Consider the following 19,684-nt stretch of genomic DNA (forward strand, 5'->3'; position numbering starts at 1 on the left):
ATTTTTCTTGGTTTGGTGGCGATAGCGAGAGCAAAACACCCGGTCCCATCCCGAACCCGGAAGTTAAGTGCCTTTGCGCCAATGGTACTGCGTCTTAAGGCGTGGGAGAGTAGGTCACTGCCAAACCTAGTAAAATCCAAAATCTCAAAAACGATAACATTAACGCTAACTACTAGGACAAATCGTCCTCAAGTAGAAAAGCGATAGGACATCATAACTGTCGCGGGATGGAGCAGCCCGGTAGCTCGTCAGGCTCATAACCTGAAGGTCGTAGGTTCAAATCCTACTCCCGCAACCAATAATTTCTGAGCAATATCAATACACTAATCGCCCTCGGGCGATTTGATGCGTTTTGATCCCGTGTCCCGTGTCCCGTGTCCGGCAGGTGTCCGCTTTGAAATCCATCTTCAATACTCCTTTCATATGGTAATCTGAGGGTAGTCAGAACCCACACCACCCTTTTTGACGGTCGTTTTCAAGTTGAGCAGAGAGACTATGGTACATTCAGTCACAGGAAAGTCTTGAAATTCCTGGGTGGTTCACTCTGGTGCAAAGAGCTGGCGGGTATCCTACTCCCGCAACCTATATTAATACATGAAATAAGACACTTAACGCCACCTCAGGGTGGCTTTGCGCGTTGGTGCGCTACGCCCGGTGCTACGGTGGTGCTACACGCCACAGCAAACAACAGTAGCAGAGCCGCACTACATTCCAAACCCGTGGAAGCAGACCGGGGCGCGAAGCACAGCGACAATCTCCCTCCCAATACAATCCCCAAATGTGAAAAATAACACAACCCACTGCCCGTGCTGTCAGCTCCTTCTTGGTCGCCTCAGCCTCCACCAGCATGTCATAGATTCTCTCTTTTGCACGATCATCCCTGAAAGCGCGCAGACATCCGTTGATCGATTTTTGCTGCTGTGCGATCGCATGACGTAGGACCGCAGTCTCTTCATGCCTCGTTTGGTTCACCTCCACGATATGGCGCCGATACTCTTCGGAGAACCGTGCGACCGCCTCAGGCATCATCAACTCATCTCTGAGCCCGGCAAGGACCAGGGGTTGCAACTTATCTATGCGAATGCCTGGGAGACCCGTGCAGACAGTAGCGCCCTTTTCTTTGGCGTTGGCACAGTAGTAGGCACGCCGTGCCCCGGTCCCAGCGACAGTCATGTTGCCGCCGCACTTGCCGCATTGGACAAGTCCGGACAGCAGATACTTCTTGCGCCGCAGGGCGACGGGAGCCGACTTCTTCAGGGTCTTGCGCTGTGTGCCCTGGCGCGCCTTGACGGCGTCCCAGAGCGCCGGTTCTATGATCCGAAGCTCGGGCACGTCGCAGGTGAGAAGTTCAGCCTCATCCCGCTTGCGGGACACGCGTTTGTCGGTCTCTGGATCCTTGCGATAGTTGAGCCGGTTCCAGACCCGCGTGCCAGCGTAAAGCTGGATGTTCAGAATCCCGGTGCCGCGTCCGGCGTTGCCGTAAATGGTGTTGACCTTCCAGGCTCCGCCGCGCGGGGCAGGGAGGAATACATCTGGGGTCTCCATTGATGTGATTGAAAATCGACACCAGCTTTGGAAACCTAAAAGGCCTCCCGTTTTGCTGTGCGTCACAAAGAACGCGCAGCAAAACGGGAGGCTAAAAGAACAGGGAGAGCGGCGAGAGGGCATCCCTCTCGTTAAATTTGGATGGCATGGAGGAGAAAGGGTGGGCGGAAACCGGACTTTCGCGGCAACTTGCGCGAGTGTCTGCCGGGATAGTAACTGAAAAATCGACTTTGTCGCAGCGGACGGCCGGAGAAGTATGGGAGTGTCGCTCAATGACATGGATTTCCTTTTAGACTTGTGATGCTTTCACTTGTTAATGATTTTCAATTTCCGGGTGAGTGAAGTGGCCATTATGGCCAGTCAGAGAATCCACGTCTTAGTTCAACAAGGTCTTCTCCGTCTGGCCGTGAAACAATCGCACGATATGCTCCCGGAGACATGTCGGTGCGGCGTTTGAAGAAGTGTGAAAACCGTGTGGCGTCCGCAAAGCCCAGATCAGCGGCGATCTTTTTCAGAGGCGAGCCAGAGTTTTCAAGGCGGGCCTTGGCCTCTGCTGTCAGTCGCTCATGAACAAGTTCGGCGGGGCTACGGCCAGTTTTTCTTTTGCAGGTTCGATGCAGCCGATCGTAGTCTATTCCCAATTCTGTCGCATAGCGGGAGACCGGCCAGTGATCTCGATAATGTAGTTCGACCAGATGTCGAAACCGTCGCAGAATACTCGTTTTCTCTGCACCTTTTGCGATGGGTTCGGGCTGGTGGGCCCTTAGCGCGCAGATGAGCATAAGACGCAAAAAGGCCGCGAGAGACATGGGTGACTGCCCTTCTTCCTTCGCCTGCTCTGCAGCAAACCAAGCGAAAAGTGTGCGAATCTGGTCGATGTCTGTGTCATGGGGCAGCGGAGCGGCAAACGTCTGTTCAACGAGCATTCTTAGATGCACCGATTCGGAGCGGGCGCCGATCGCATCGAGAATAATCGTGTCACTCAAACCCAGAATAACAGCGCGGGACCCCGCATTCAGGCTCAGAGTTTGATGTTGGTTTTGTGGCCAAAAACAAAGAGCTGGACCGACGGTAACAATTTCTGCTTCGCCGGAAGTCAAATGGCCCTGCTCCAGAAACATGAGGCTGGAAAACCTATCTGGGAAACGTGACCGTATTGTACGGCTGTGTAATGCGACTTGCTCCGCTTGGATGACTGCGTAGGACTGTTTCACGCCAGAACCCCCAGAATTTAACAATGAATGCCCAAAAATTAGCATTTCATGCAAATATGCAAGAGTTATTGTTGGATACAGGAGGGGCCGGGTTATCGGCTCAGGGGGGGAATATGGCGATCACGTCAGCAGTGCCGCTCGTGCAAAGTGGCTTGGTTATTGAAAGCATCAGTCCCGTAAGTGGTCAGGTTGTAAGCATTGAGGACGCTCATGATCGGTCCTCCGGTCTGGCAGCTGCTGCTCGGGCAGCCGCTGTATTTCCCTCGTGGTCGGCCCGTCCTACAACCGACCGTGCAGATATTCTTCTTGATATTGCTGTTCAACTCGAACAACGCCGTGACGCGTTCATTTCGGCTATGACCGAAGAAATCGGCACACCAATCGAGTGGGCAGAAAGCAATGTCCGGTTTGCGAGTGAAATTCTGCGTCATACGGCCTCTTACGCCGATGACGTTAACCATGTTGAACGCATCGAAAGCGCTCCGAATATCGAGAGCAAAGCGGTAAGAGTGCCCTGCGGTGTTTGCCTTGGTATCGCGCCTTGGAACGCGCCCCTTGTTTTGGGGTTCCGCGCAATCGCAATGCCCTTGTTGTGCGGCAACACTGTTCTCCTCAAAGGAAGCGAGTTTGCGCCGCGTACTTTCCGGCTCATCGCTGAGGTGCTGGATGCATCGCATCTTCCAGCAGATGTTGCTGCGGTGGTCCAAACCCGCGCGGAAGACAGTGAGGAAATTGTCGAAGCGCTGATTTCATCTCCGGTCGTGCAACGTGTGAACTTTACCGGGTCGACACGGGTCGGGCGGCGTGTCGCAGAGCTCTGTGCTAAACACCTGAAGCGTCCCCTTCTGGAACTGGGCGGCCAATCTACAATGGTCGTACTGGATGACGCGGACATAGATCTCGCGGCGGACATGGCCCTGAAGGGGGCCTTTCGCAACCAGGGTCAGATCTGCATGTCGACAGAAAGATTGATTGTTTTACATTCTGTTGCGGATGCACTGATCGAGCGGATCGAGGCAGGTCGCAGAACTCTGGTTCTTGGGGACCCTCGCAAACCGGAAACGGATGTTGGGCCGGTTATTAGTTTGGCTGCGGCCGAGCGCCTCTCCGGGATGATCAGTGACGCAGTTTCAAAGGGGGCCAAGCTTGTTGGAGGTGGGAAACTTCGCGAGGCATATGTCGAGCCTACATTGCTGGATGACGTCGAGACCGACATGCGCATCTACAACGAAGAGGTCTTTGGCCCGATCCTATCAATCACCCGCGTTGCCAATGATCTTGAGGCCATAACCGTTGCCAATGACAGCGAGTATGGTCTGGCCTGTTCCGTGTTCAGTCAAAACATTGAACGCGCTGAAAAACTGGCTGCGCAAGTCCAAAGCGGCATCTGCCATATCAATCGTAGCACTGTAAACGACTCGCCACACGCGCCTTTTGGGGGCGTAAAATCGAGCGGTTATGGCCGGTTTGGTGGGCGTTGGGCAATTCACGAGTTTACTGAACTGCGGTGGGTGACCCGCGCAGTAGAGACCGAGACGACAAACCAAAGGAAATGGGAGGAAACGTTATGACCTTTGACAAAATTCGCCGTTCGCTGGTGTTGGGCTCCGGTGCAGCTTTGGGGCTGACCGCATTAATGGCGACAACCGCTTTAGCCGCTGATCCGATCAAAATCGGTGTGGTGTCGCACCTGACCGGGCCTTTGGCCGGTGGCGATGCTGTGACTCACATTCCAAATATCGAACTGTGGTCCAAGCAGGTCAATGATCGCGGTGGCCTCATGGTGGATGGGGCACGGCGCCCTGTTGAGATCATCTCATATGACGACAAGACCAACCCAGGTGAGCACATCAAAGCTGTTCAACGTCTCGCGACGCAGGATGAAGTTGACTACATGCTGTCACCCTATGGCACTGGCTTTAACATTGCGGCAGCACCAATCTATGCCAAGCACAATTATCCCCTGATCGCCGTTAGTGCAATCACCGACAAGATGCCGGAACTGTCCGAGCGGTTCCCGAACATGTTCTTTACGCTGGGCACCACGACCGGCTTTGTTGAAGGTGTGCGCGACACGCTTGTGACGATGCGTGACGCAGGCACCATCGGCACCAAGATCGCCATGGTGAACGTGGCCGACGCCTTTGGCATTGAGTTGGCTGACAAAGCACGGCCTATGTTTGCCGAAGCCGGGTTTGAGATTGTCTATGACAAATCATACCCCCTGGGAACGCCGGATGTGTCGCCCGTGATAAAAGGGGCAAAAGCCTCGGCGCCGGATGCCTTTGTTGCCTGGTCTTACCCACCCGATACGTTTGCTTTGACCGAGCAAGCCATCATCGAAGACTTCAACGTCAAAGCGTTCTACACCGCCGTGGCCACCGCTTTCCCGGCCTATGCGGGCAAGTTTGGGTCAAAGATCGAAGGCAGTCTGGGCGCTGGGGGCGTCAATCCCGACACCGCAGCGATGCAAGAATACCGCGAAGCGCATAAAGCCGTAACCGGCAAAGATGCCGACTTCTGGGCTTCGGCCACGTATTACGCCAGCTTGCAAGTCCTCGAGCAGGCTATCGAAGGTGTTGGCACAATTGATCGTGCGGCGACTGTTGAATTCATAAAAACCAATACGTTCGATACTGTGATTGGGCCCGTTTCCTTCGACGAGAACAACAACTCTGAGCGGTACTGGTCCGTTGGCCAATGGCGTGACGGTGTGTTCCGCGCGGTTGCAGACACTGGCATGGGCGACTCGATCTCTGCCGTTGCCAAGCTGGGCTGGAACTAAGCCTGTCGCAATCATCCGCCCGACCAAATCACGTCGGGCGGACATCTACAAACTAGGCGAATATTCAAATGGATATCATCATATCCGGACTGTTGCTGGGCGGCACTTATGCGCTGATGGCAATGGGTCTGAACCTGCAATACGGCGTCGCCCGTATCATGAACCTCGCGAATGGTGAGATGTTGGTGCTGGGTGGCCTGGCCGCATTCTGGCTTTTTACGGTCGCTGACCTGAGCCCGATTACGACGGCCGTTATCGTCGCGCCACTGGCGTTTGGTGGCAACTGGCTGGCCTATCGTTATCTGCTGTTGCCACTGGTGCGACGCGCTAAGAGCCAAGGCCAATTAGAAGTCGATTCAATTCTTGCCACCTTCGGGATGAGTTTTGCGCTTGTTGGGATCATGGTGTCGATCCACGGTGAATACTTCACCTATTCCTTTTTGGCCGAACCCTTTTCCATTCTTGGCAGCACCGTAGCGCAAAACCGTTTGGTGGCGTTTCTGGTGGCGGTCGGCATTGGTGCCGGGCTGTATTATTGGCTGAACCATACATATGCCGGAACCGCTGTGCGTGCCGTGTCTGTCAGTACCGAAGCTGCAGGGCTTGTCGGTATCAACGTCGACAAGATTTCAGCACTGGCCTTTGCGGTTGGCGGCGCTGTTACTGCTGTGGGGGGCACGCTGATCTCCACCTTTATCACTCTGGATGCGTCGATTGGCGTGATCTTCACCATGAAGGCTTTGATCATCATCATTATGGGCGGTGTCGGAGATATTCGCGGCGCCATCATTGCAGCTCTTATCCTTGGATTGGTGGAAACAGCCGTAGCGACCATTGTTGATCCTGGGCTCACTCTTGTGGCGGCATATGTGATCTTCCTTGCTGTGCTGTTGTTCCGTCCGCAAGGCCTGTTCGGGAGGCGCGTGTGATGAAACCGACAGAACTGCGAAATCTTGCTATTGGTGCGGTGCTTACCGTCGTCGCAATTGCCTTCCCGTGGATTGCTGATGGGTACTGGCTGTCCATCGCCACAACCGCGATGATGTATATCGCGCTGTCCACAAGCTGGGCACTGTTCTCGGGGCCAACCCACCTGATCGCCCTCTCGACGGGTGCCTTCTTTGGGGTCGGTGGATATCTCGTTGGCACCGGTATGAGCGACTATGACCAAACCTTTTGGACCATGGCGATCATGGCCCCGGTTGTTGCAGCGTTTCTGGCGTTGCTGATCGGTTTGGTCACGTTACGCCTATCGGGCGTGTACTTTGTGATCTTCACGCTTGGCCTGGCCGAGATGATCCGAAACCTTGTGTCCTGGGTGCAGAACAATTTTCTGGGCTCGCGCGGCTTATATGTGCTGACCGACTTCACCGAAGAGCACATTTACTGGATGTTGCTGGCAGTTGCTGTGGTTGTCTTTCTGGTGGGCTGGTGGATCAACAGATCCCGATTGGGTTTTGCTCTGCGCATTCTAGGCAATGACGAAGAAGTGGCCCGTCACGTCGGCATCAATACGGCCTGGTCCAAGGTTGTTTTGTTTGTGACCACCGGGTTTTTCGCGGCATTGGTCGGAGCCATTGTGGCGCCACGGTACTCATACATTGAACCAAATGTCGTCTTTTCACCCGAGCTGAGCTTCATGGTCGTGATCATGGCCTTGCTAGGTGGCGTGCATCGGTTGTGGGGGCCACTGGTCGGTGTCGTCCCCTTCACACTGGTCTGGGAAGCCATAACTATTTCTTTCCCAAGCTCGACAACCTTGCTGTTGGGGCTGACCTTCCTGCTGATTGTCTACTTCATTCCGAACGGACTTGTCGGCCTAGTTGAGACTATCATGCGGAGGGTGCGCAAATGATCCCCGGAGAAACAATCCTTCATGTCAGCAACCTCACCAAGCGTTTTGGTGGCTTGGTAGCGGTCAATCACATGAGCTTTGATGTGCGCGAACACGAGGTGATGGGCATCATCGGCCCCAATGGGTCGGGCAAATCTACCACCATGAACCTGATTTCTGGCGCGTTGAAGCCAACGTCCGGGTCCATTGTTCTGGAAGGCCATGATCTGACCCCGTTGCCGCCGCATAAGATTGCGCGGTTTGGGGTGGCTCGCACCTTCCAATTGGTGCGCATCCTGCCAACCCTGACGGTTCTGGAAAACGTCGTGGCGGGGGCTGCATTTGCCCATAAGCCGCGTTGGGGGGGCGAAGCTGAACGCTTTGCAACCGCGCTGCTTGAACGGCTTGATTTGGGCGACAAAAAGGATCTTGATATCGGGTCGCTGACCTATATCGACCAGAAGCGGCTGGAACTGGCGCGCGCGCTGGCATCCGAGCCGGAAATCCTGTTGCTGGACGAATGGTTGGCTGGGTTGAACCCCAGCGAGTTGCAGATCGGTATCGAGTTGATCGCCGATCTGCGCAAAGAGGGGCGGACCATCATCCTTGTTGAGCATGTGATGGATGCGATCCGGTCGCTGTGTGATCGATGTGTGGTCATGAACTCGGGCAAGAAAATCGCCGAGGGCACGCCTGCCGATGTTTTGTCAGACGCTGAAGTTATTCGCGCCTATTTGGGAGAAGGATAATGCTAAGCATTTCTGATCTTTCTGTTTCTTATGGTCTTCACCGCGCGTTAGCCGGAGTCTCATTGAACGTCTCACCTGGGGAAATTGTTGTCATGTTGGGCGCCAACGGGGCCGGAAAAAGCACGCTTCTGCGTGCCGTTGGTGGCATCTGTGAAGGGCAAGCTGAGGGCCGGGTTGAGCTAAGCGGCAAGGATATTTTTTCGCGCAAATCTGATGAGATTGTCGAGGCGGGTATCGCCTTTGTCCCTGAGGGGCGCGGCATTTTTGGCGATTTGACCGTGTGGGAAAACCTGATGCTTGGGGCCTATTCGCAACGCGGGCGTCGTGGCAAAGACAAAAACCTGAAATGGGTTTTGGAACTGTTCCCAAAGCTGTTGGAGCGAAAAAACCAAGTCACCCGCACCATGTCGGGTGGCGAGCAGCAGATGGTGGCCATTGGCCGGGCGATGATGGCCAACCCCGAGATTCTGATGCTGGATGAACCGTCTCTGGGCCTGTCTCCGCTGTTGTGTCAGGAGCTGTTCGGCAACTTGTCACTCATCCGCGAGACAGGAATGGGCGTGTTGCTGGTTGAGCAAAATGCCAAGCAAAGTCTGGCCATCGCTGATCGGGGGTATCTGATCGAAAACGGTGAAATCACCGGTGAAAACGCTGCTGATGCGATGCTGAATGACCCGGCGGTTCAGGCTGCCTACCTGGGTGGCGCGGACACCGCAAAGAGCAATTGAGATCTGGGAGAAAGCACATGTTAAACCGCAAAAAAATCATTGTGACCGGGGCTGCCTCGGGAATTGGCGAAGAAACCGCACGCCAACTAATGGCCGCTGGCGCAACTGTGATCGCGGTAGATCGCAATCCTCCAAAAATCGACGTTGATGCCTTTCATCAGGTTGATTTGACCGCTGAGGCCGCGCTTGACGACTTGGTTGAAAAGCTCAAACCATTGAAAGCAGATGGCTTGGCCAACATTGCCGGGGTTCCGCCAACGGCCCCCGTCGACACCGTTGTCACGGTGAACTTAGTAGCATTGAAGCGTTTGACGCTGGGGCTGGTAGATAGCCTTGCCGACAATGCGTCTATTGTGAATTTGGCCTCTTTGGCAGGTATCGGCTGGGAAAGTGAAGTGGCAAAGATTACAGCTGCCAAAGGCTTGAAACACGCGGACGTTGCCCAGTTTTGCAAGGACAAGGAGGTCACCGCGGAAAACAGCTATTTCTTTTCCAAACAGGCGTTGGTGGCTTGGACACATGAGAACCGCTGGACATGGCGGGATCGGGGTATTCGTATGAACTCGGTCAGCCCAGGCCCTGTGGAAACACCGATTTTGGCAGATTTTCTGGAAACGCTGGGCGAGCGTGCCGAAGAGGATATGCGGATCATGGACCGTCCCGGACGCCCGACTGATGTCGCGCCAGTCGTGGTGTTTTTGTTAGGTGATGGCTCTGTCTGGATGCGGGGTGTCAACATCGCCGCTGATGGCGGAATGCGTGCCAACATTGATGCCACCAGCAACGGCCTTGCGTAACCGCAAATTCCAGGAGAAGACAAATGAATATTTCCATGTTGATCGGCGGTCAGGATCAGGCCGCGTCGGGCGAGCGAACTTACGAACGTCACGATCCAGTTACCGGGGACGTCGCAACCGTCGCACCTGCGGCCTCTGTCGAAGATGTCCTAATCGCTGCCAAAGCGGCAGGTGCGGCTTATCCGGCGTGGTCAAAAACCGGCCCCGCTGAGCGTCGAGGCTTGCTGTTGAAAGCCGCCGATGCACTGGAAGAGATGACACCTGAGATCATCGCAACGGCGACCGCTGAAACCGGGGCCACAGCACCTTGGACCGGATTCAACTGTATGCTGGCCGCCGGAATGCTACGCGAAGCCGCGTCCATGACCACACAGATTACAGGCGAGGTTATTCCCGCAAACAAGCCCGGCACTTTGGCCATGGCACAGCGCAAATCACTTGGGGTTTGTCTGGGTATCGCGCCATGGAATGCGCCGATCATTCTGGGAGTGCGCGCCGTCGCGATGGCCATTGCATGTGGCAATACAGCAATCCTGAAGGCGTCCGAGCTATGCCCTGCCACGCATCTGGCAATTGGAGAAGCCTTTCGCAAAGCTGGATTTCCAGATGGGGTTATGAATGTGGTCACCAACGCGCCAGAAGATGCCGCCGACATCGTTGCCGCGCTGATTGCTGCGCCGGAAGTGCGCCACATCAACTTTACCGGATCCACCAGTGTCGGGCGCATCATTGCCACTAAGGCTGCACAACAGTTGAAGCCAGTGCTTCTGGAATTGGGTGGTAAAGCGCCGTTGATTATTCTCGACGATGCCGATCTGGAGGCCGCTGTGAATGGTGCCGCCTTTGGGGCCTTCATGAATCAGGGTCAAATCTGCATGTCGACAGAGCGCGTTATTGTGCACGAGGGCATCGCCGACAGATTCATCGAAGCCTTTGCCGCCAAGGCCAATGCCTTGTCCGCAGGAAACCCGCGCGACCAGGTGGTCTTGGGCTCTCTGGTCACGCCGGAAGCTGCAGAAAAGATGGATGCCATCATTGCAGATGCAAGGGCCAAGGGCGGCAAGGTAATCGCAGGTGGGAACCGCGACGGTTCAATCGTTGAGGCGACTTTGATTGACACCGTGTCACCAGACATGACGGTCTATGCCGAAGAAAGCTTTGGCCCGGTAAAGCCGATCATTCGCGTCAAAGACGACGCCGAGGCCATTCGCGTGGCCAATGATACGGCTTATGGCCTGTCCGCAGCGGTCTATAGCTCCAACATCCAAAGAGCATTGGCCGTGGCCGATCAGATCGAAAGTGGGATTTGCCACATCAATGGTCCAACGGTTGGGGATGAAGCGCAAATGCCGTTTGGTGGTGTCAAAGACAGTGGTTATGGCCGATTTGGCGGCAAGGCGGCAATCGACGCCTTTACCTCGATCCGCTGGGTGACCATCGAAGATCCACATCAACACTTTCCCTTCTAGAGAAAAACCTGATGCACGACTTGGAGAAAAACAAACGCAATGTGGTGGCGTTTTACTAACAGATGTTCAACGATTGTCAGCCCCGCACTGCTATCGAGACCTATGCGGGGGATGAGTACATTCAGCACAACCCACATGTCGGTGACGGTAAAGAGGCTTTCATCGCCTATTTCGAACAGATGGCGGTGGAATACCCCGGCAAGCGAGTCCTCGTGAAACGAGCTTTGGCCGAGGGAGACCGGGTCGTCTTGCATTGCCATCAGATCTGGCCCGAAGGTCTGGAATATGCTGGAATGGACATTTTCCGTATGGACGGTGACGGCAAGGTGGTCGAGCATTGGGACGTGTTGCAGGTGATGCCCAAGAACAGTGCAAATGAAAATGGCATGTTTTGAGATATTCTGGCGGTGCTTTGTGAAACCAAGGCACCGCCAGGCTGAACAGCTGACACTAATCAGCCGACCCGATCCTGCAAAAAGCAGAACCACTTCTGAAAAGCTGGTTCGTTACCCGGATCAATGCCTAAAAGCGGACGTTGGTCTCAGCGCATCACAAGGGCCGGTTTGGGCCGGAAGCGAAGCCGCGCGGGGCGATCAGGCGCTTGTCCCTGCCGCGCAGCGAAGGTTGGCAGTGAGCCCATTTTGACCGATGCTGCGGGCTGCATGAATGTCTGTTCCGTCGAACTGCGCTGCCATCACAGCATGGTGTTCCAAATGGATATAGAAGCGTTCGGGAAGGCGGGACGGACGCTATTGCAACGGCTAAACCGTTTCGCTCGACCGTGACACGCGGCTAGGAACACCTAGTTCCACCGAACGGGGATGGGCGGTGATGGTGACCGCCGGCCTTCCCCGGTGAGGCGGGCGCCGGGATCGAGGGGCGGGAAGCTGTCCGCCCCGGACACATCGCCCGCCGCCGTGCGCTCGAAGCACTGGGTCAGGTTGGGCGTGTAGGTGACCAGCTGGGCGCCGTAGCCCGCGATCATCATGGCGTTGGCCCTATGCACACCCGCTTCGTGCGCGCCGTTCACGAAGTCGTCCTGAGTGATGCACCAGTTGATCTTCAGCCCCACGAGCCGGTCCTCCATGTCGGCGGTGCCGAAGGGGCTCTCGGCAGGGGTGAGCGCGTAGTGGGCGTCGCTGGGCCAGGCGTCCCGGGTCGACGCGCCGGGCATGGTCGCGTCGTGGTAGAGAGGATTGCCGACCAGCAGGATCGCCGGGGCCCCTGCGGTCCGGTAGGCCAAGTCGCGCAGCAGTCGCGGTAGGTCGAGATGTTCGGGCACTTCCCCGTCGACCGGCTGCACGGCCAGGGTGCCGGCATTGCTCAGATGGCTGGTGATCTTGGCGAAGCCAGGGGCGATCTTCTTCATCTTGAGGTTGGTGTGCGTGGCGTAGATGTCCTCGTCGGGCAGTTCGACGCGCGCGATCACGTCGAGGGTCGCCCAGACCTGTTTCGGCAACAGTGGTCGTTTCTGGCCGATGATCCGGCCCTGGTTCCAGGGTCTTCGTTTCGGGGTGACAGCGGGAAGTTGGACTCTTGGCATATTACGCCCTCCAATCCTCCCGCCAAACCCAGACATCAGCACCGCGCTGACACCTAAATTTTACAGGCAGTTTGAATGGCCGTTGTCAGGTCGCCTGTTCTTTGGGACACGCCGCAGACGCATTCGGCGGCAAAGAGCGCATTCTGACCAATGCTGCGTCGGGCGCGAACTGGTACAATCCGTGTCAGACAGACATTGCAGCGGCCAAACTTGGCCGATGCCAACGACCTGATTTGAGAGCGGCCGGTCTGGCTGTAGTCGTTCCGTAGATTATGAAGGTCATTTAAGCTGAGCTAACAAAGTCTGTAAATTTAGATAAAAGACCGGTGAAGTGTGCTCTGCTATCAATTCCTCCGACGCCCAACTGGGCAAAGGGAGGAAATCATGGAAACAGTTCGTCGACATTCTGAATCCAACGTCTCGCTCGAGCGACGCGCGTGGAACATCCGGCGCAAAGCGCTCTTGATGGGCGAGGTTCAGGGACAAGGCTATATCGGCCAGGCTCTCGGCGTGGCGGACGTACTTGCCGCGTCGTATTTCCATGCACTCGAATACCGGCCAGAAGACCCTGAATGGGAAGGTCGGGATCGCTTTTACCTCTCTATCGGTCACTATGCCATCGCGCTTTATTCGGTGTTGATGGAGGCAGGAATCCTGCCGGAGGACGAGCTTGAAACCTATGGTATGGACGATAGCCGGATGCCCATGTCTGGCATGGCGTCCTACACGCCCGGTATGGAAATTACCGGTGGATCGTTGGGTCACGGTCTGGGCATCGCTGTCGGCGCGGCTCTTGGCCTAAAGCGCAAGGAAAGCCCCGCCTTCGTCTACAACCTCATGTCGGACGGCGAACTGGGTGAAGGATCGACCTGGGAAGCGGTCATGTCTGCCGTTCAGTGGAAGCTCGACAACCTGATTTGTCTGGTCGATTTCAACAATCAGCAGGCTGACGGGCCGACGCGCGCGGCGCTGGCGCAAGGGGATGAAGAGAGAAAATGGGCCGCCTTCGGCTGGCACGCGCAGCGGGTGGATGGAAACGATCTTGATGCCGTCGTGACCGCATTCGATGAGGCACGCAACACCGACCATGCCGGACCGCGTGTCATAATTTTCGACACACGCATGTGCAAGGGCGTAGATTTCCTGGAAAGCCGCGAAATCACTCACTTCGTGCGCGTGGAAGCCGACGAATGGTCCAAAGCCCTGGCCAAGCTGGAAGAAGGAAAGCCGCAATGACCCTCGCCTCGATGAAGCGCAAATACGAGCCGCGCACGGTCCAGCTTGGCCCGGACGGTCAGAAGGTTGCGACGACCGCGATGATAGCCTCCTTGGCGGCAGAGGGCTATGACACGGTGGCAGCACCCTTCGGCCATGCCCTGGTCGAGGCCGCCCAGAAAGACGACAAGATTGTCGGTCTGTCCGCCGATCTCGCCAAATACACAGATCTGCATGTCTTCGCCAAAGCGATGCCGGACCGGTTCTACCAGATGGGTATGGCGGAACAGTTGTTGATGTCGGCCGCCGCCGGGCTGGCACGGGAAGGTTTTAATCCCTTTGCCACGACTTATGCTGTCTTCGCCTCGCGGCGCGCTTATGACTTCATTGCAATGGCGATTGCTGAAGAAAACCTGCCGGTCAAGATTATCTGTGCCTTGCCTGGCCTGACCACCGGTTACGGACCGTCGCATCAGGCGACCGAAGATCTGGCGATCTTCCGGGGCCTGCCGAACATGACGATCATTGACCCGTGCGATGCCGACGATATCGCAGGCATGGTGCCGCAGATCGCCGCGCATGACGGTCCGGTTTATTCGCGACTGCCACGGGGCAAGGTTCCGAGCGTTCTGACTCGCCACAAACCAGACTACAAGTTCGAGCTGGGCAAAGCGCAGATCATACGCGACGGGAAAGATGCCTTAATCATCTCGACCGGTTTCATGACCATGCGTGCGCTGGACGCCGCCGTCCAACTCGAAGCGGATGGGGTTGAGGCTGCCGTTCTGCACGTCCCGACGATCAAGCCACTGGATACCCAGACGATCCTTGCGGAGGCACAGAAGGGCGGACGTCTGGTCGTTACGGCCGAAAACCACACCGTCGTTGGCGGACTTGGTGAGGCGGTTGCGCGGACCCTGCTGACGAACGGAGTAACCCCGACGTTCAGAATGATTGGTCTTCCGGACGAATTCCTTGAGGCAGGCGCGTTGCCGACGCTTCACGAAATGTACGGCCTGACGGTCGGCCAGATCGCGGGGAAGATCAAAGATTGGCTGTGACGATTTTGGGTTCGGTCAGTCCAACACAATTTAAGGGAGGAGAGAGGCTATGGGGCTTCTGAAGAACAAGTACGCCATTGTGACCGGCGCGGCCTCGGCCCGAGGTCTCGGCAAGGCGACAGCGCAAATGTTCGCCGAACACGGCGCAACAATCGCCATTCTGGATCTCGACGCGGACGCGGCAAAGGCCGCAGCGGCGGACCTCGGAGAGGGTCATGTCGGTCTCGCCTGTAACGTCACTGACAAAGATGCCTGCAATGCGGCAATCCAGACGCTGATGGACAGCTGGGGCCGGATTGACATTCTGGTCAACAACGCCGGGATCACCCAGCCACTCAAGATCATGGAGATCGAGCCGCAGAACTATGACGCGGTGACAGACGTGAACCTGCGCGGCACGCTTTATGTGAGCCAGGCCGTCATCCCTGGGATGATAGCGCAGAAATCCGGCTCCATCGTCAACCTGTCGTCCGTCTCTGCGCAGCGCGGCGGCGGTATTTTTGGCGGGCCGCATTATTCCGCAGCCAAAGCCGGTGTCCTTGGTCTGACCAAGGCAATGGCGCGTGAGCTGGCCCCCGACAACGTGCGCGTGAATGCCATCTGTCCCGGCTTCATCGCCACTGACATCACAGCAGGTAAGCTGACCGCTGATCAGCAACAGATGGTGCTGGACGGCATTCCCATGGGCCGAGCCGGAGCGGCGTCAGACGTCGCAGGCTGCGCCTTGTTTCTAGCGTCTGACCTTTCGGCCTACTGCACAGGCACTGAGGTCGACGTCAATGGAGGCTCTTTGATACACTGATCACCGAGCTGAAAGCCGGTGCCATGAGGAGTGGCGCCAAAACCTGAAGTCTTCTCAAAGGGAGGAACCTACAATGAAGACAACGCTAATGGCTGTACTGGCCACCACAACCCTACTCGCCGGCACCGCTCAAGCCGACGAGATTATTTTCGCCCACGGCTCCAACCCGGGTAACCCTCGCTATGTTGCAGCCGAGGAGTTCGCCGAACTCTTTACTGCTTGTACGGGCGGCGAGCACACCGTCAACGTGGCAGCCTCTGCTACGATGGGTGACGACTCCGAGATGCTGACCTCTGCCACGGCAGGTGTCATCAACATCACCGCCAACAGCCAAGGCGCAATGAGCCAGATCGTACCGGAAGTGGGCCTCTTGGGGCTGCCCTTCCTGTTCAAGGATCTGCCGACTGCTTGGGCCGTGCTTGACGGCGAAGTCGGTGACATGATCGACGCACGCGCCAACAACGCAGGCCTCAAGGTTTTGGGTTTCTGGGACAACGGCATCCGGAACGTCACACACACTGAGAAGGGCGTTCCAACTCCTGCTGACCTGTCGGGCATGCAGATCCGCACTCCTCCCGATCAGATGACGGTCGACATTTTTGAGGCTCTGGGCGCATCTCCAGCTCCTTTGGCATGGTCAGAACTGCCGACCGCGCTGCAATCCGGTGTCTTCGACGGGCAGGAAAACCCGCTTGTGAACATCTACTCGGCCAACCTTCACGAAATTACCCCCTACGTCACACTGACCGGCCACAAGTACGAATCCACGCCAGTCGTCGCGGGCCTGGCCTGGTGGTCGGGCCTTGACGAGGCGACGCAAACCTGTGTCACCGACGCCGTGGCCGAAGCCGGCGAGATGCAGCGAAGCCTGGTACTGGCCTCTGACGAGGAGCTGCGGCCGACGATGGAAGCCGAAGGCGCGATCTTCGCCGAAGCCGACAAGGCGGCATATCAAGAAGCAACGCAGTCCGTCTACGACCAGTACGCGGAGCAGTACCCTGAGCTCGTTGCGGCACTGCGCGAAGCGGCGGGCCTTTGATGTCCGCCGGGGACCGCAAGCCCCCAGAGAATGGCGGGAAGGGGCAGAACAGCCCCTTCCTCAGCCTGGCTCGCGGGGCTACTAACGTACTGGACTGGAGCGGCCGGATCATCGTGGCAGCCTGTCTCGCGTTAATGTTCGTAGCACTTCTCGTCAATGTGATCCTACGCTACGCTCTTGGCTCCGGCATCCCATGGGCTTCTGAAATACATGCGATCCTGCTGCCTTGGTTGGTGGCTGGTGGGCTCGTGATTGCTTCGGCGCGCGGGCGCAATATTGCGATCACGCTGCTTTCTGATTTGCTGAGAGGCCGGGCGCTTCTCGGACTCAATCTGATCATCCAAGCGATTATCCTGATCATTGCTATTAGTGTTCTCTGGACCAGCCAGCCAATTCTAAAGGCCTCGCAGTTCCAGACCCTGTCGACCCTCGGCATAAAGCAGGTTTGGGGGTATTCGAGTCTTGTCTACGCTTTCGCGGCCATAGCGATCATTGCCGCGCTCAACCTCTTTAGGGCGCTGTCCGGCGATGATGTTGTCAATCACGATCCCCAACACGCAAGCCTGAGCTGAAAGGAGACCGTCATGACCGCTCCCCTCGTTTGGATTTTCTTCATTCTGCTGGCGATTTCGGTCCCTGTCGCCCATGCCATGCTGGGCGGGGTCGCTGCTGCGCTCTGGCTCGACGGCAAGCCGATGGCAGTGATCGCACAGCGACTCTATACGCCGACACAAAGCTTCCCAATGTTGGCGATCCCGTTCTTCATCCTCGCCGGCAACCTGATGATGTCGGGCAAGTTCGGCGTCTATCTCGTCAATATCGCACGACTGATTGTCGGCAATTTCAAAGGGGGGCTCGGCCAGGTCTCGATCATCGGTTCGGTGATGTTTGGCGGCGTGTCCGGCTCGGCGGTGGCCGATGCCTCCGCGCTTGGTAATGCGCTGATCCCGGTGCAGAAGAAAGAAGGCTATCCGGCCGGGTTTTCGGCCGCGATCAACTCGGCCTCGTCGACCGTGTCGGTCCTGATCCCGCCGTCTATTCCGCTGATCCTGTTTGGCCTCGTGTCCAATGTCTCAATCGTTGACCTGTTCATCGCCGGTATCCTGCCGGGTGTCATGCTCGGCGTTGGTATGTTCGCGGCAGTCGCGGTGGTGGCGGGAAGAAAGAACCTGCCGCGCTCACCGCTCGAAGGCGGCTTCCGGGCGTTCAAGCCGCAGATTTTCGCGGCGATCCCCGCGCTGCTTATGCCTATCTTCGTGATCGGCACCCTGCGCTTCGGTGTCGCCACGCCGACCGAGGTCAGCGTCATGGCGGTGGCCTATGCACTCCTGGTGTCCGGCCTTGTCTATCGCGACCTCACATGGCGTGGAATCTGGCAGGCTTCGGTCGACACCGGGCTGATGACCGGCGCGGTCATGATCATCATCATGGCATCCTCCACGATACAGTGGGTTCTGACTGCCGAGCGAGTCCCACAGGAGCTTGCTGAATGGGTACAACTGACCTTCTCAGAACCCTGGATGGTTATCCTTGCCTTGAATGTGGTGATGCTGATCGTTGGCGCGTTTCTCGATCTGCCTGCCGCAGTTCTTCTTCTCGGCCCACTATTCGTCACGATCGGCAATGCGATCGGTCTGGACCTTGTGCAGCTTGGTCTGATGATGGTCGTCAACTTGGCGATCGGTCTTTACACCCCGCCTGTTGGCACGACTTTGTTCATATCCTCGGCGATCTCGGGTGCGAGTATTGGCCAGACCGTGAAGTGGTTGCTGCCGTTCTACGGTGTGGCAATCGTGGTCCTTTTGCTCATCTCTTACGTACCCGCCTTGACGATTTACTAAATACCCCAGGGTTTCACATCGATCAGTTCCGGCCCGGATTCGGGCCGGAAGCTGCACCCCAAGCCGGTCAGAAACTTGCGCGCGGCCGCTTCGTGCTCGTCTGCACTGGACTGAAGCCAGCTCGCAAATCGGCTCACGATCCGGCGGTTGAAGTGGCGTGGCGGACAAACGAACCAATAGGCCGGGAAATCTATAACGTCGAATTTCGTCGAGAACGGTACAAGCTCACCGCGCTGCAGTTCCGGCAGGCAGAGCGTCACGCTGTCAAGCGCAAGCCCGCCGCCCTGCTTTGCCAGTTCAATCGACATCGAGGATCGGTCGAAGCGAAAAGGATATGTTAGGCCCTCGATCTCGATCTTGTTCGAAGCAAGCCATAGATCCCAACGATACAGCATCTTCACGCTGTCGATCAGGCGCGCCGCCTTGATCTGTTCGCGCGGATCGTCGGAGTGTTCCTGCAACGAAGCAAGGTAATCCGGACTGCACAGCGGAAGCACAAGATCATGCATGACGTTGTTGACTGTCAGGCCCGTCCAACCGCCCAAACCGTAGCGCAGGTCAAAATCGACCGCCTCGGTATCGAATGCGGTGAAGTCGGGCGTTGCGTCAATGCGGATGTTCCAGTCGGGATTTTCTGTCGCAAAATTTGCGATTTTTGGACCAAGCCAACGAACGCCGAAGCTGGGGCTGACCCGAAGGGTCAGATTGCGTGTATCCCGCTGGCGCGAGATCGCGCCTCGGGCGTTTCGGATGGCACTGAAGGCCTGGGTCGTGGTTTGAAACAGCCGATCTCCGTCCAGTGTCAGAATAAGCCGTCGTTTTTCGCGGCGAAAAAGTTTGACGCCAAATTGCTCTTCTAGGATTCGTAGTTGCTGGCTTACGGCCGATGGGGATACGCCGAGTTCCTGCGCGGCCTTCGTAACCGTCCCGAGCCGCGCCACGGATTCGAAGTATTCGGTTGCTCTGATGTTTATGTCACGCATTTGACGCCGGACCCTGAGGACTTAGAGAGTAGACTCTATTAAGATGGGCTGAAATTGTCGAGTAGCACTCCTAACAAAC

General features: G+C 56.7%; 19 protein-coding genes, 1 tRNA gene and 1 rRNA gene. 17 read left to right on the forward strand and 4 right to left on the reverse strand.

The features are described from left to right. The first annotated feature begins 11 nt into the window (after positions 1-11). Positions 12-126: ribosomal RNA gene (gene rrf / locus N1037_05870) — 5S ribosomal RNA — on the forward strand. Between the two features lie 95 nt (positions 127-221). Then, a tRNA-Met gene (locus tag N1037_05875) sits at positions 222-298 on the forward strand. A 359-nt stretch (positions 299-657) separates the two neighbouring features. On the opposite strand, the gene N1037_05880 is transcribed toward N1037_05875, so the two are convergent. Together N1037_05880 and N1037_05885 are read right to left on the reverse strand one after the other, a co-directional pair. Then, entirely contained in the window at positions 658-1,545 is an 888-nt protein-coding gene (locus tag N1037_05880) for a recombinase family protein (protein UWS80546.1), read from the reverse strand. A 350-nt stretch (positions 1,546-1,895) separates the two neighbouring features. Continuing rightward, positions 1,896-2,666 (reverse strand): AraC family transcriptional regulator, encoded by a 771-nt coding sequence (locus N1037_05885; GenBank protein UWS80547.1) that lies wholly within the window; start codon positions 2,664-2,666, stop codon positions 1,896-1,898. A gap of 206 nt (positions 2,667-2,872) precedes the next feature. Here N1037_05885 and N1037_05890 point away from each other — a divergent pair, with 206 nt between their 5' ends. The 9 genes from N1037_05890 to N1037_05930 all read left to right on the forward strand — a co-directional run bounded on the left by N1037_05890 (position 2,873) and on the right by N1037_05930 (position 11,516). Continuing rightward, positions 2,873-4,330, forward strand: coding sequence for an aldehyde dehydrogenase family protein (locus N1037_05890; protein ID UWS80548.1), 1,458 nt, complete (start codon positions 2,873-2,875; stop codon positions 4,328-4,330). Then, positions 4,327-5,544 carry an amino acid ABC transporter substrate-binding protein gene (locus N1037_05895; protein UWS80549.1) on the forward strand — a complete coding sequence of 406 codons (1,218 nt, stop codon included), beginning with the start codon at positions 4,327-4,329 and terminating at the stop codon, positions 5,542-5,544. Before N1037_05890 ends, N1037_05895 begins: the two co-directional genes overlap by 4 nt. A gap of 68 nt (positions 5,545-5,612) precedes the next feature. After that, positions 5,613-6,473: a branched-chain amino acid ABC transporter permease gene (locus N1037_05900; protein UWS80550.1), complete on the forward strand. Its 861-nt coding sequence runs from the start codon at positions 5,613-5,615 to the stop codon at positions 6,471-6,473. Continuing rightward, entirely contained in the window at positions 6,473-7,399 is a 927-nt protein-coding gene (locus N1037_05905) for a branched-chain amino acid ABC transporter permease (protein ID UWS80551.1), read from the forward strand. The genes N1037_05900 and N1037_05905 overlap by 1 nt, the downstream gene beginning before the upstream one ends. Further along, on the forward strand, positions 7,396-8,127 hold the full coding sequence (locus N1037_05910; GenBank protein UWS80552.1) for an ABC transporter ATP-binding protein: 732 nt from the start codon (positions 7,396-7,398) through the stop codon (positions 8,125-8,127). The genes N1037_05905 and N1037_05910 overlap by 4 nt, the downstream gene beginning before the upstream one ends. Positions 8,128-8,219: 92 nt before the next feature. Continuing rightward, positions 8,220-8,855 (forward strand): ABC transporter ATP-binding protein, encoded by a 636-nt coding sequence (locus N1037_05915; protein UWS80553.1) that lies wholly within the window; start codon positions 8,220-8,222, stop codon positions 8,853-8,855. 17 nt (positions 8,856-8,872) lie between these two features. Beyond that, on the forward strand, positions 8,873-9,652 hold the full coding sequence (locus N1037_05920; protein UWS80554.1) for a coniferyl-alcohol dehydrogenase: 780 nt from the start codon (positions 8,873-8,875) through the stop codon (positions 9,650-9,652). Between the two features lie 23 nt (positions 9,653-9,675). Continuing rightward, a complete protein-coding gene (locus N1037_05925) occupies positions 9,676-11,121 on the forward strand; it encodes an aldehyde dehydrogenase (GenBank protein UWS80555.1) in 1,446 nt (481 codons plus the stop codon). Between the two features lie 62 nt (positions 11,122-11,183). Continuing rightward, entirely contained in the window at positions 11,184-11,516 is a 333-nt protein-coding gene (locus N1037_05930; protein UWS80556.1) for a nuclear transport factor 2 family protein, read from the forward strand. 407 nt (positions 11,517-11,923) lie between these two features. On the opposite strand, the gene N1037_05935 is transcribed toward N1037_05930, so the two are convergent. Then, positions 11,924-12,664 (reverse strand): hypothetical protein, encoded by a 741-nt coding sequence (locus tag N1037_05935; protein UWS80557.1) that lies wholly within the window; start codon positions 12,662-12,664, stop codon positions 11,924-11,926. A gap of 384 nt (positions 12,665-13,048) precedes the next feature. Between N1037_05935 and N1037_05940 the strand changes: the two genes are divergently transcribed. The 6 genes from N1037_05940 (at position 13,049) to N1037_05965 (ending at position 18,622) form a co-directional block, all read left to right on the forward strand. Then, positions 13,049-13,900, forward strand: coding sequence for a transketolase (locus N1037_05940; protein UWS80558.1), 852 nt, complete (start codon positions 13,049-13,051; stop codon positions 13,898-13,900). Next, positions 13,897-14,940, forward strand: a complete 1,044-nt coding sequence (locus N1037_05945) for a transketolase family protein (protein UWS80559.1) — start codon at positions 13,897-13,899, stop codon at positions 14,938-14,940. Before N1037_05940 ends, N1037_05945 begins: the two co-directional genes overlap by 4 nt. A 49-nt stretch (positions 14,941-14,989) precedes the next feature. Continuing rightward, complete coding sequence (locus N1037_05950) at positions 14,990-15,742, forward strand: glucose 1-dehydrogenase (GenBank protein ID UWS80560.1); 753 nt, start codon at positions 14,990-14,992, stop codon at positions 15,740-15,742. A gap of 73 nt (positions 15,743-15,815) precedes the next feature. Then, positions 15,816-16,781, forward strand: a complete 966-nt coding sequence (locus N1037_05955; GenBank protein ID UWS80561.1) for a TRAP transporter substrate-binding protein — start codon at positions 15,816-15,818, stop codon at positions 16,779-16,781. After that, entirely contained in the window at positions 16,781-17,353 is a 573-nt protein-coding gene (locus N1037_05960) for a TRAP transporter small permease (GenBank protein UWS80562.1), read from the forward strand. Before N1037_05955 ends, N1037_05960 begins: the two co-directional genes overlap by 1 nt. Before the next feature lie 12 nt (positions 17,354-17,365). Next, on the forward strand, positions 17,366-18,622 hold the full coding sequence (locus N1037_05965) for a TRAP transporter large permease (GenBank protein ID UWS80563.1): 1,257 nt from the start codon (positions 17,366-17,368) through the stop codon (positions 18,620-18,622). On the opposite strand, the gene N1037_05970 is transcribed toward N1037_05965, so the two are convergent. Beyond that, positions 18,619-19,605, reverse strand: a complete 987-nt coding sequence (locus N1037_05970) for a LysR family transcriptional regulator (GenBank protein ID UWS80564.1) — start codon at positions 19,603-19,605, stop codon at positions 18,619-18,621. The genes N1037_05965 and N1037_05970 overlap by 4 nt on opposite strands. Between the last annotated feature and the right edge of the window lie 79 nt (positions 19,606-19,684).

This window comes from Phaeobacter sp. G2 (genome assembly GCA_025163595.1).
GTDB lineage: Bacteria > Pseudomonadota > Alphaproteobacteria > Rhodobacterales > Rhodobacteraceae > Pseudophaeobacter.

What these genes read in the sequence shown, in the direction of transcription:
- N1037_05880 (UWS80546.1), bottom strand. Translation starts at nt 1,545, where the DNA reads ATGGAGACCCCAGATGTATTCCTCCCTGCCCCGCGCGGCGGAGCCTGG.
- N1037_05885 (UWS80547.1), bottom strand. Translation starts at nt 2,666, where the DNA reads ATGTTTCTGGAGCAGGGCCATTTGACTTCCGGCGAAGCAGAAATTGTT.
- N1037_05890 (UWS80548.1), top strand. Translation starts at nt 2,873, where the DNA reads ATGGCGATCACGTCAGCAGTGCCGCTCGTGCAAAGTGGCTTGGTTATT.
- N1037_05895 (UWS80549.1), top strand. Translation starts at nt 4,327, where the DNA reads ATGACCTTTGACAAAATTCGCCGTTCGCTGGTGTTGGGCTCCGGTGCA.
- N1037_05900 (UWS80550.1), top strand. Translation starts at nt 5,613, where the DNA reads ATGGATATCATCATATCCGGACTGTTGCTGGGCGGCACTTATGCGCTG.
- N1037_05905 (UWS80551.1), top strand. Translation starts at nt 6,473, where the DNA reads ATGAAACCGACAGAACTGCGAAATCTTGCTATTGGTGCGGTGCTTACC.
- N1037_05910 (UWS80552.1), top strand. Translation starts at nt 7,396, where the DNA reads ATGATCCCCGGAGAAACAATCCTTCATGTCAGCAACCTCACCAAGCGT.
- N1037_05915 (UWS80553.1), top strand. Translation starts at nt 8,220, where the DNA reads ATGTTGGGCGCCAACGGGGCCGGAAAAAGCACGCTTCTGCGTGCCGTT.
- N1037_05920 (UWS80554.1), top strand. Translation starts at nt 8,873, where the DNA reads ATGTTAAACCGCAAAAAAATCATTGTGACCGGGGCTGCCTCGGGAATT.
- N1037_05925 (UWS80555.1), top strand. Translation starts at nt 9,676, where the DNA reads ATGAATATTTCCATGTTGATCGGCGGTCAGGATCAGGCCGCGTCGGGC.
- N1037_05930 (UWS80556.1), top strand. Translation starts at nt 11,184, where the DNA reads ATGTTCAACGATTGTCAGCCCCGCACTGCTATCGAGACCTATGCGGGG.
- N1037_05935 (UWS80557.1), bottom strand. Translation starts at nt 12,664, where the DNA reads ATGCCAAGAGTCCAACTTCCCGCTGTCACCCCGAAACGAAGACCCTGG.
- N1037_05940 (UWS80558.1), top strand. Translation starts at nt 13,049, where the DNA reads ATGGAAACAGTTCGTCGACATTCTGAATCCAACGTCTCGCTCGAGCGA.
- N1037_05945 (UWS80559.1), top strand. Translation starts at nt 13,897, where the DNA reads ATGACCCTCGCCTCGATGAAGCGCAAATACGAGCCGCGCACGGTCCAG.
- N1037_05950 (UWS80560.1), top strand. Translation starts at nt 14,990, where the DNA reads ATGGGGCTTCTGAAGAACAAGTACGCCATTGTGACCGGCGCGGCCTCG.
- N1037_05955 (UWS80561.1), top strand. Translation starts at nt 15,816, where the DNA reads ATGAAGACAACGCTAATGGCTGTACTGGCCACCACAACCCTACTCGCC.
- N1037_05960 (UWS80562.1), top strand. Translation starts at nt 16,781, where the DNA reads ATGTCCGCCGGGGACCGCAAGCCCCCAGAGAATGGCGGGAAGGGGCAG.
- N1037_05965 (UWS80563.1), top strand. Translation starts at nt 17,366, where the DNA reads ATGACCGCTCCCCTCGTTTGGATTTTCTTCATTCTGCTGGCGATTTCG.
- N1037_05970 (UWS80564.1), bottom strand. Translation starts at nt 19,605, where the DNA reads ATGCGTGACATAAACATCAGAGCAACCGAATACTTCGAATCCGTGGCG.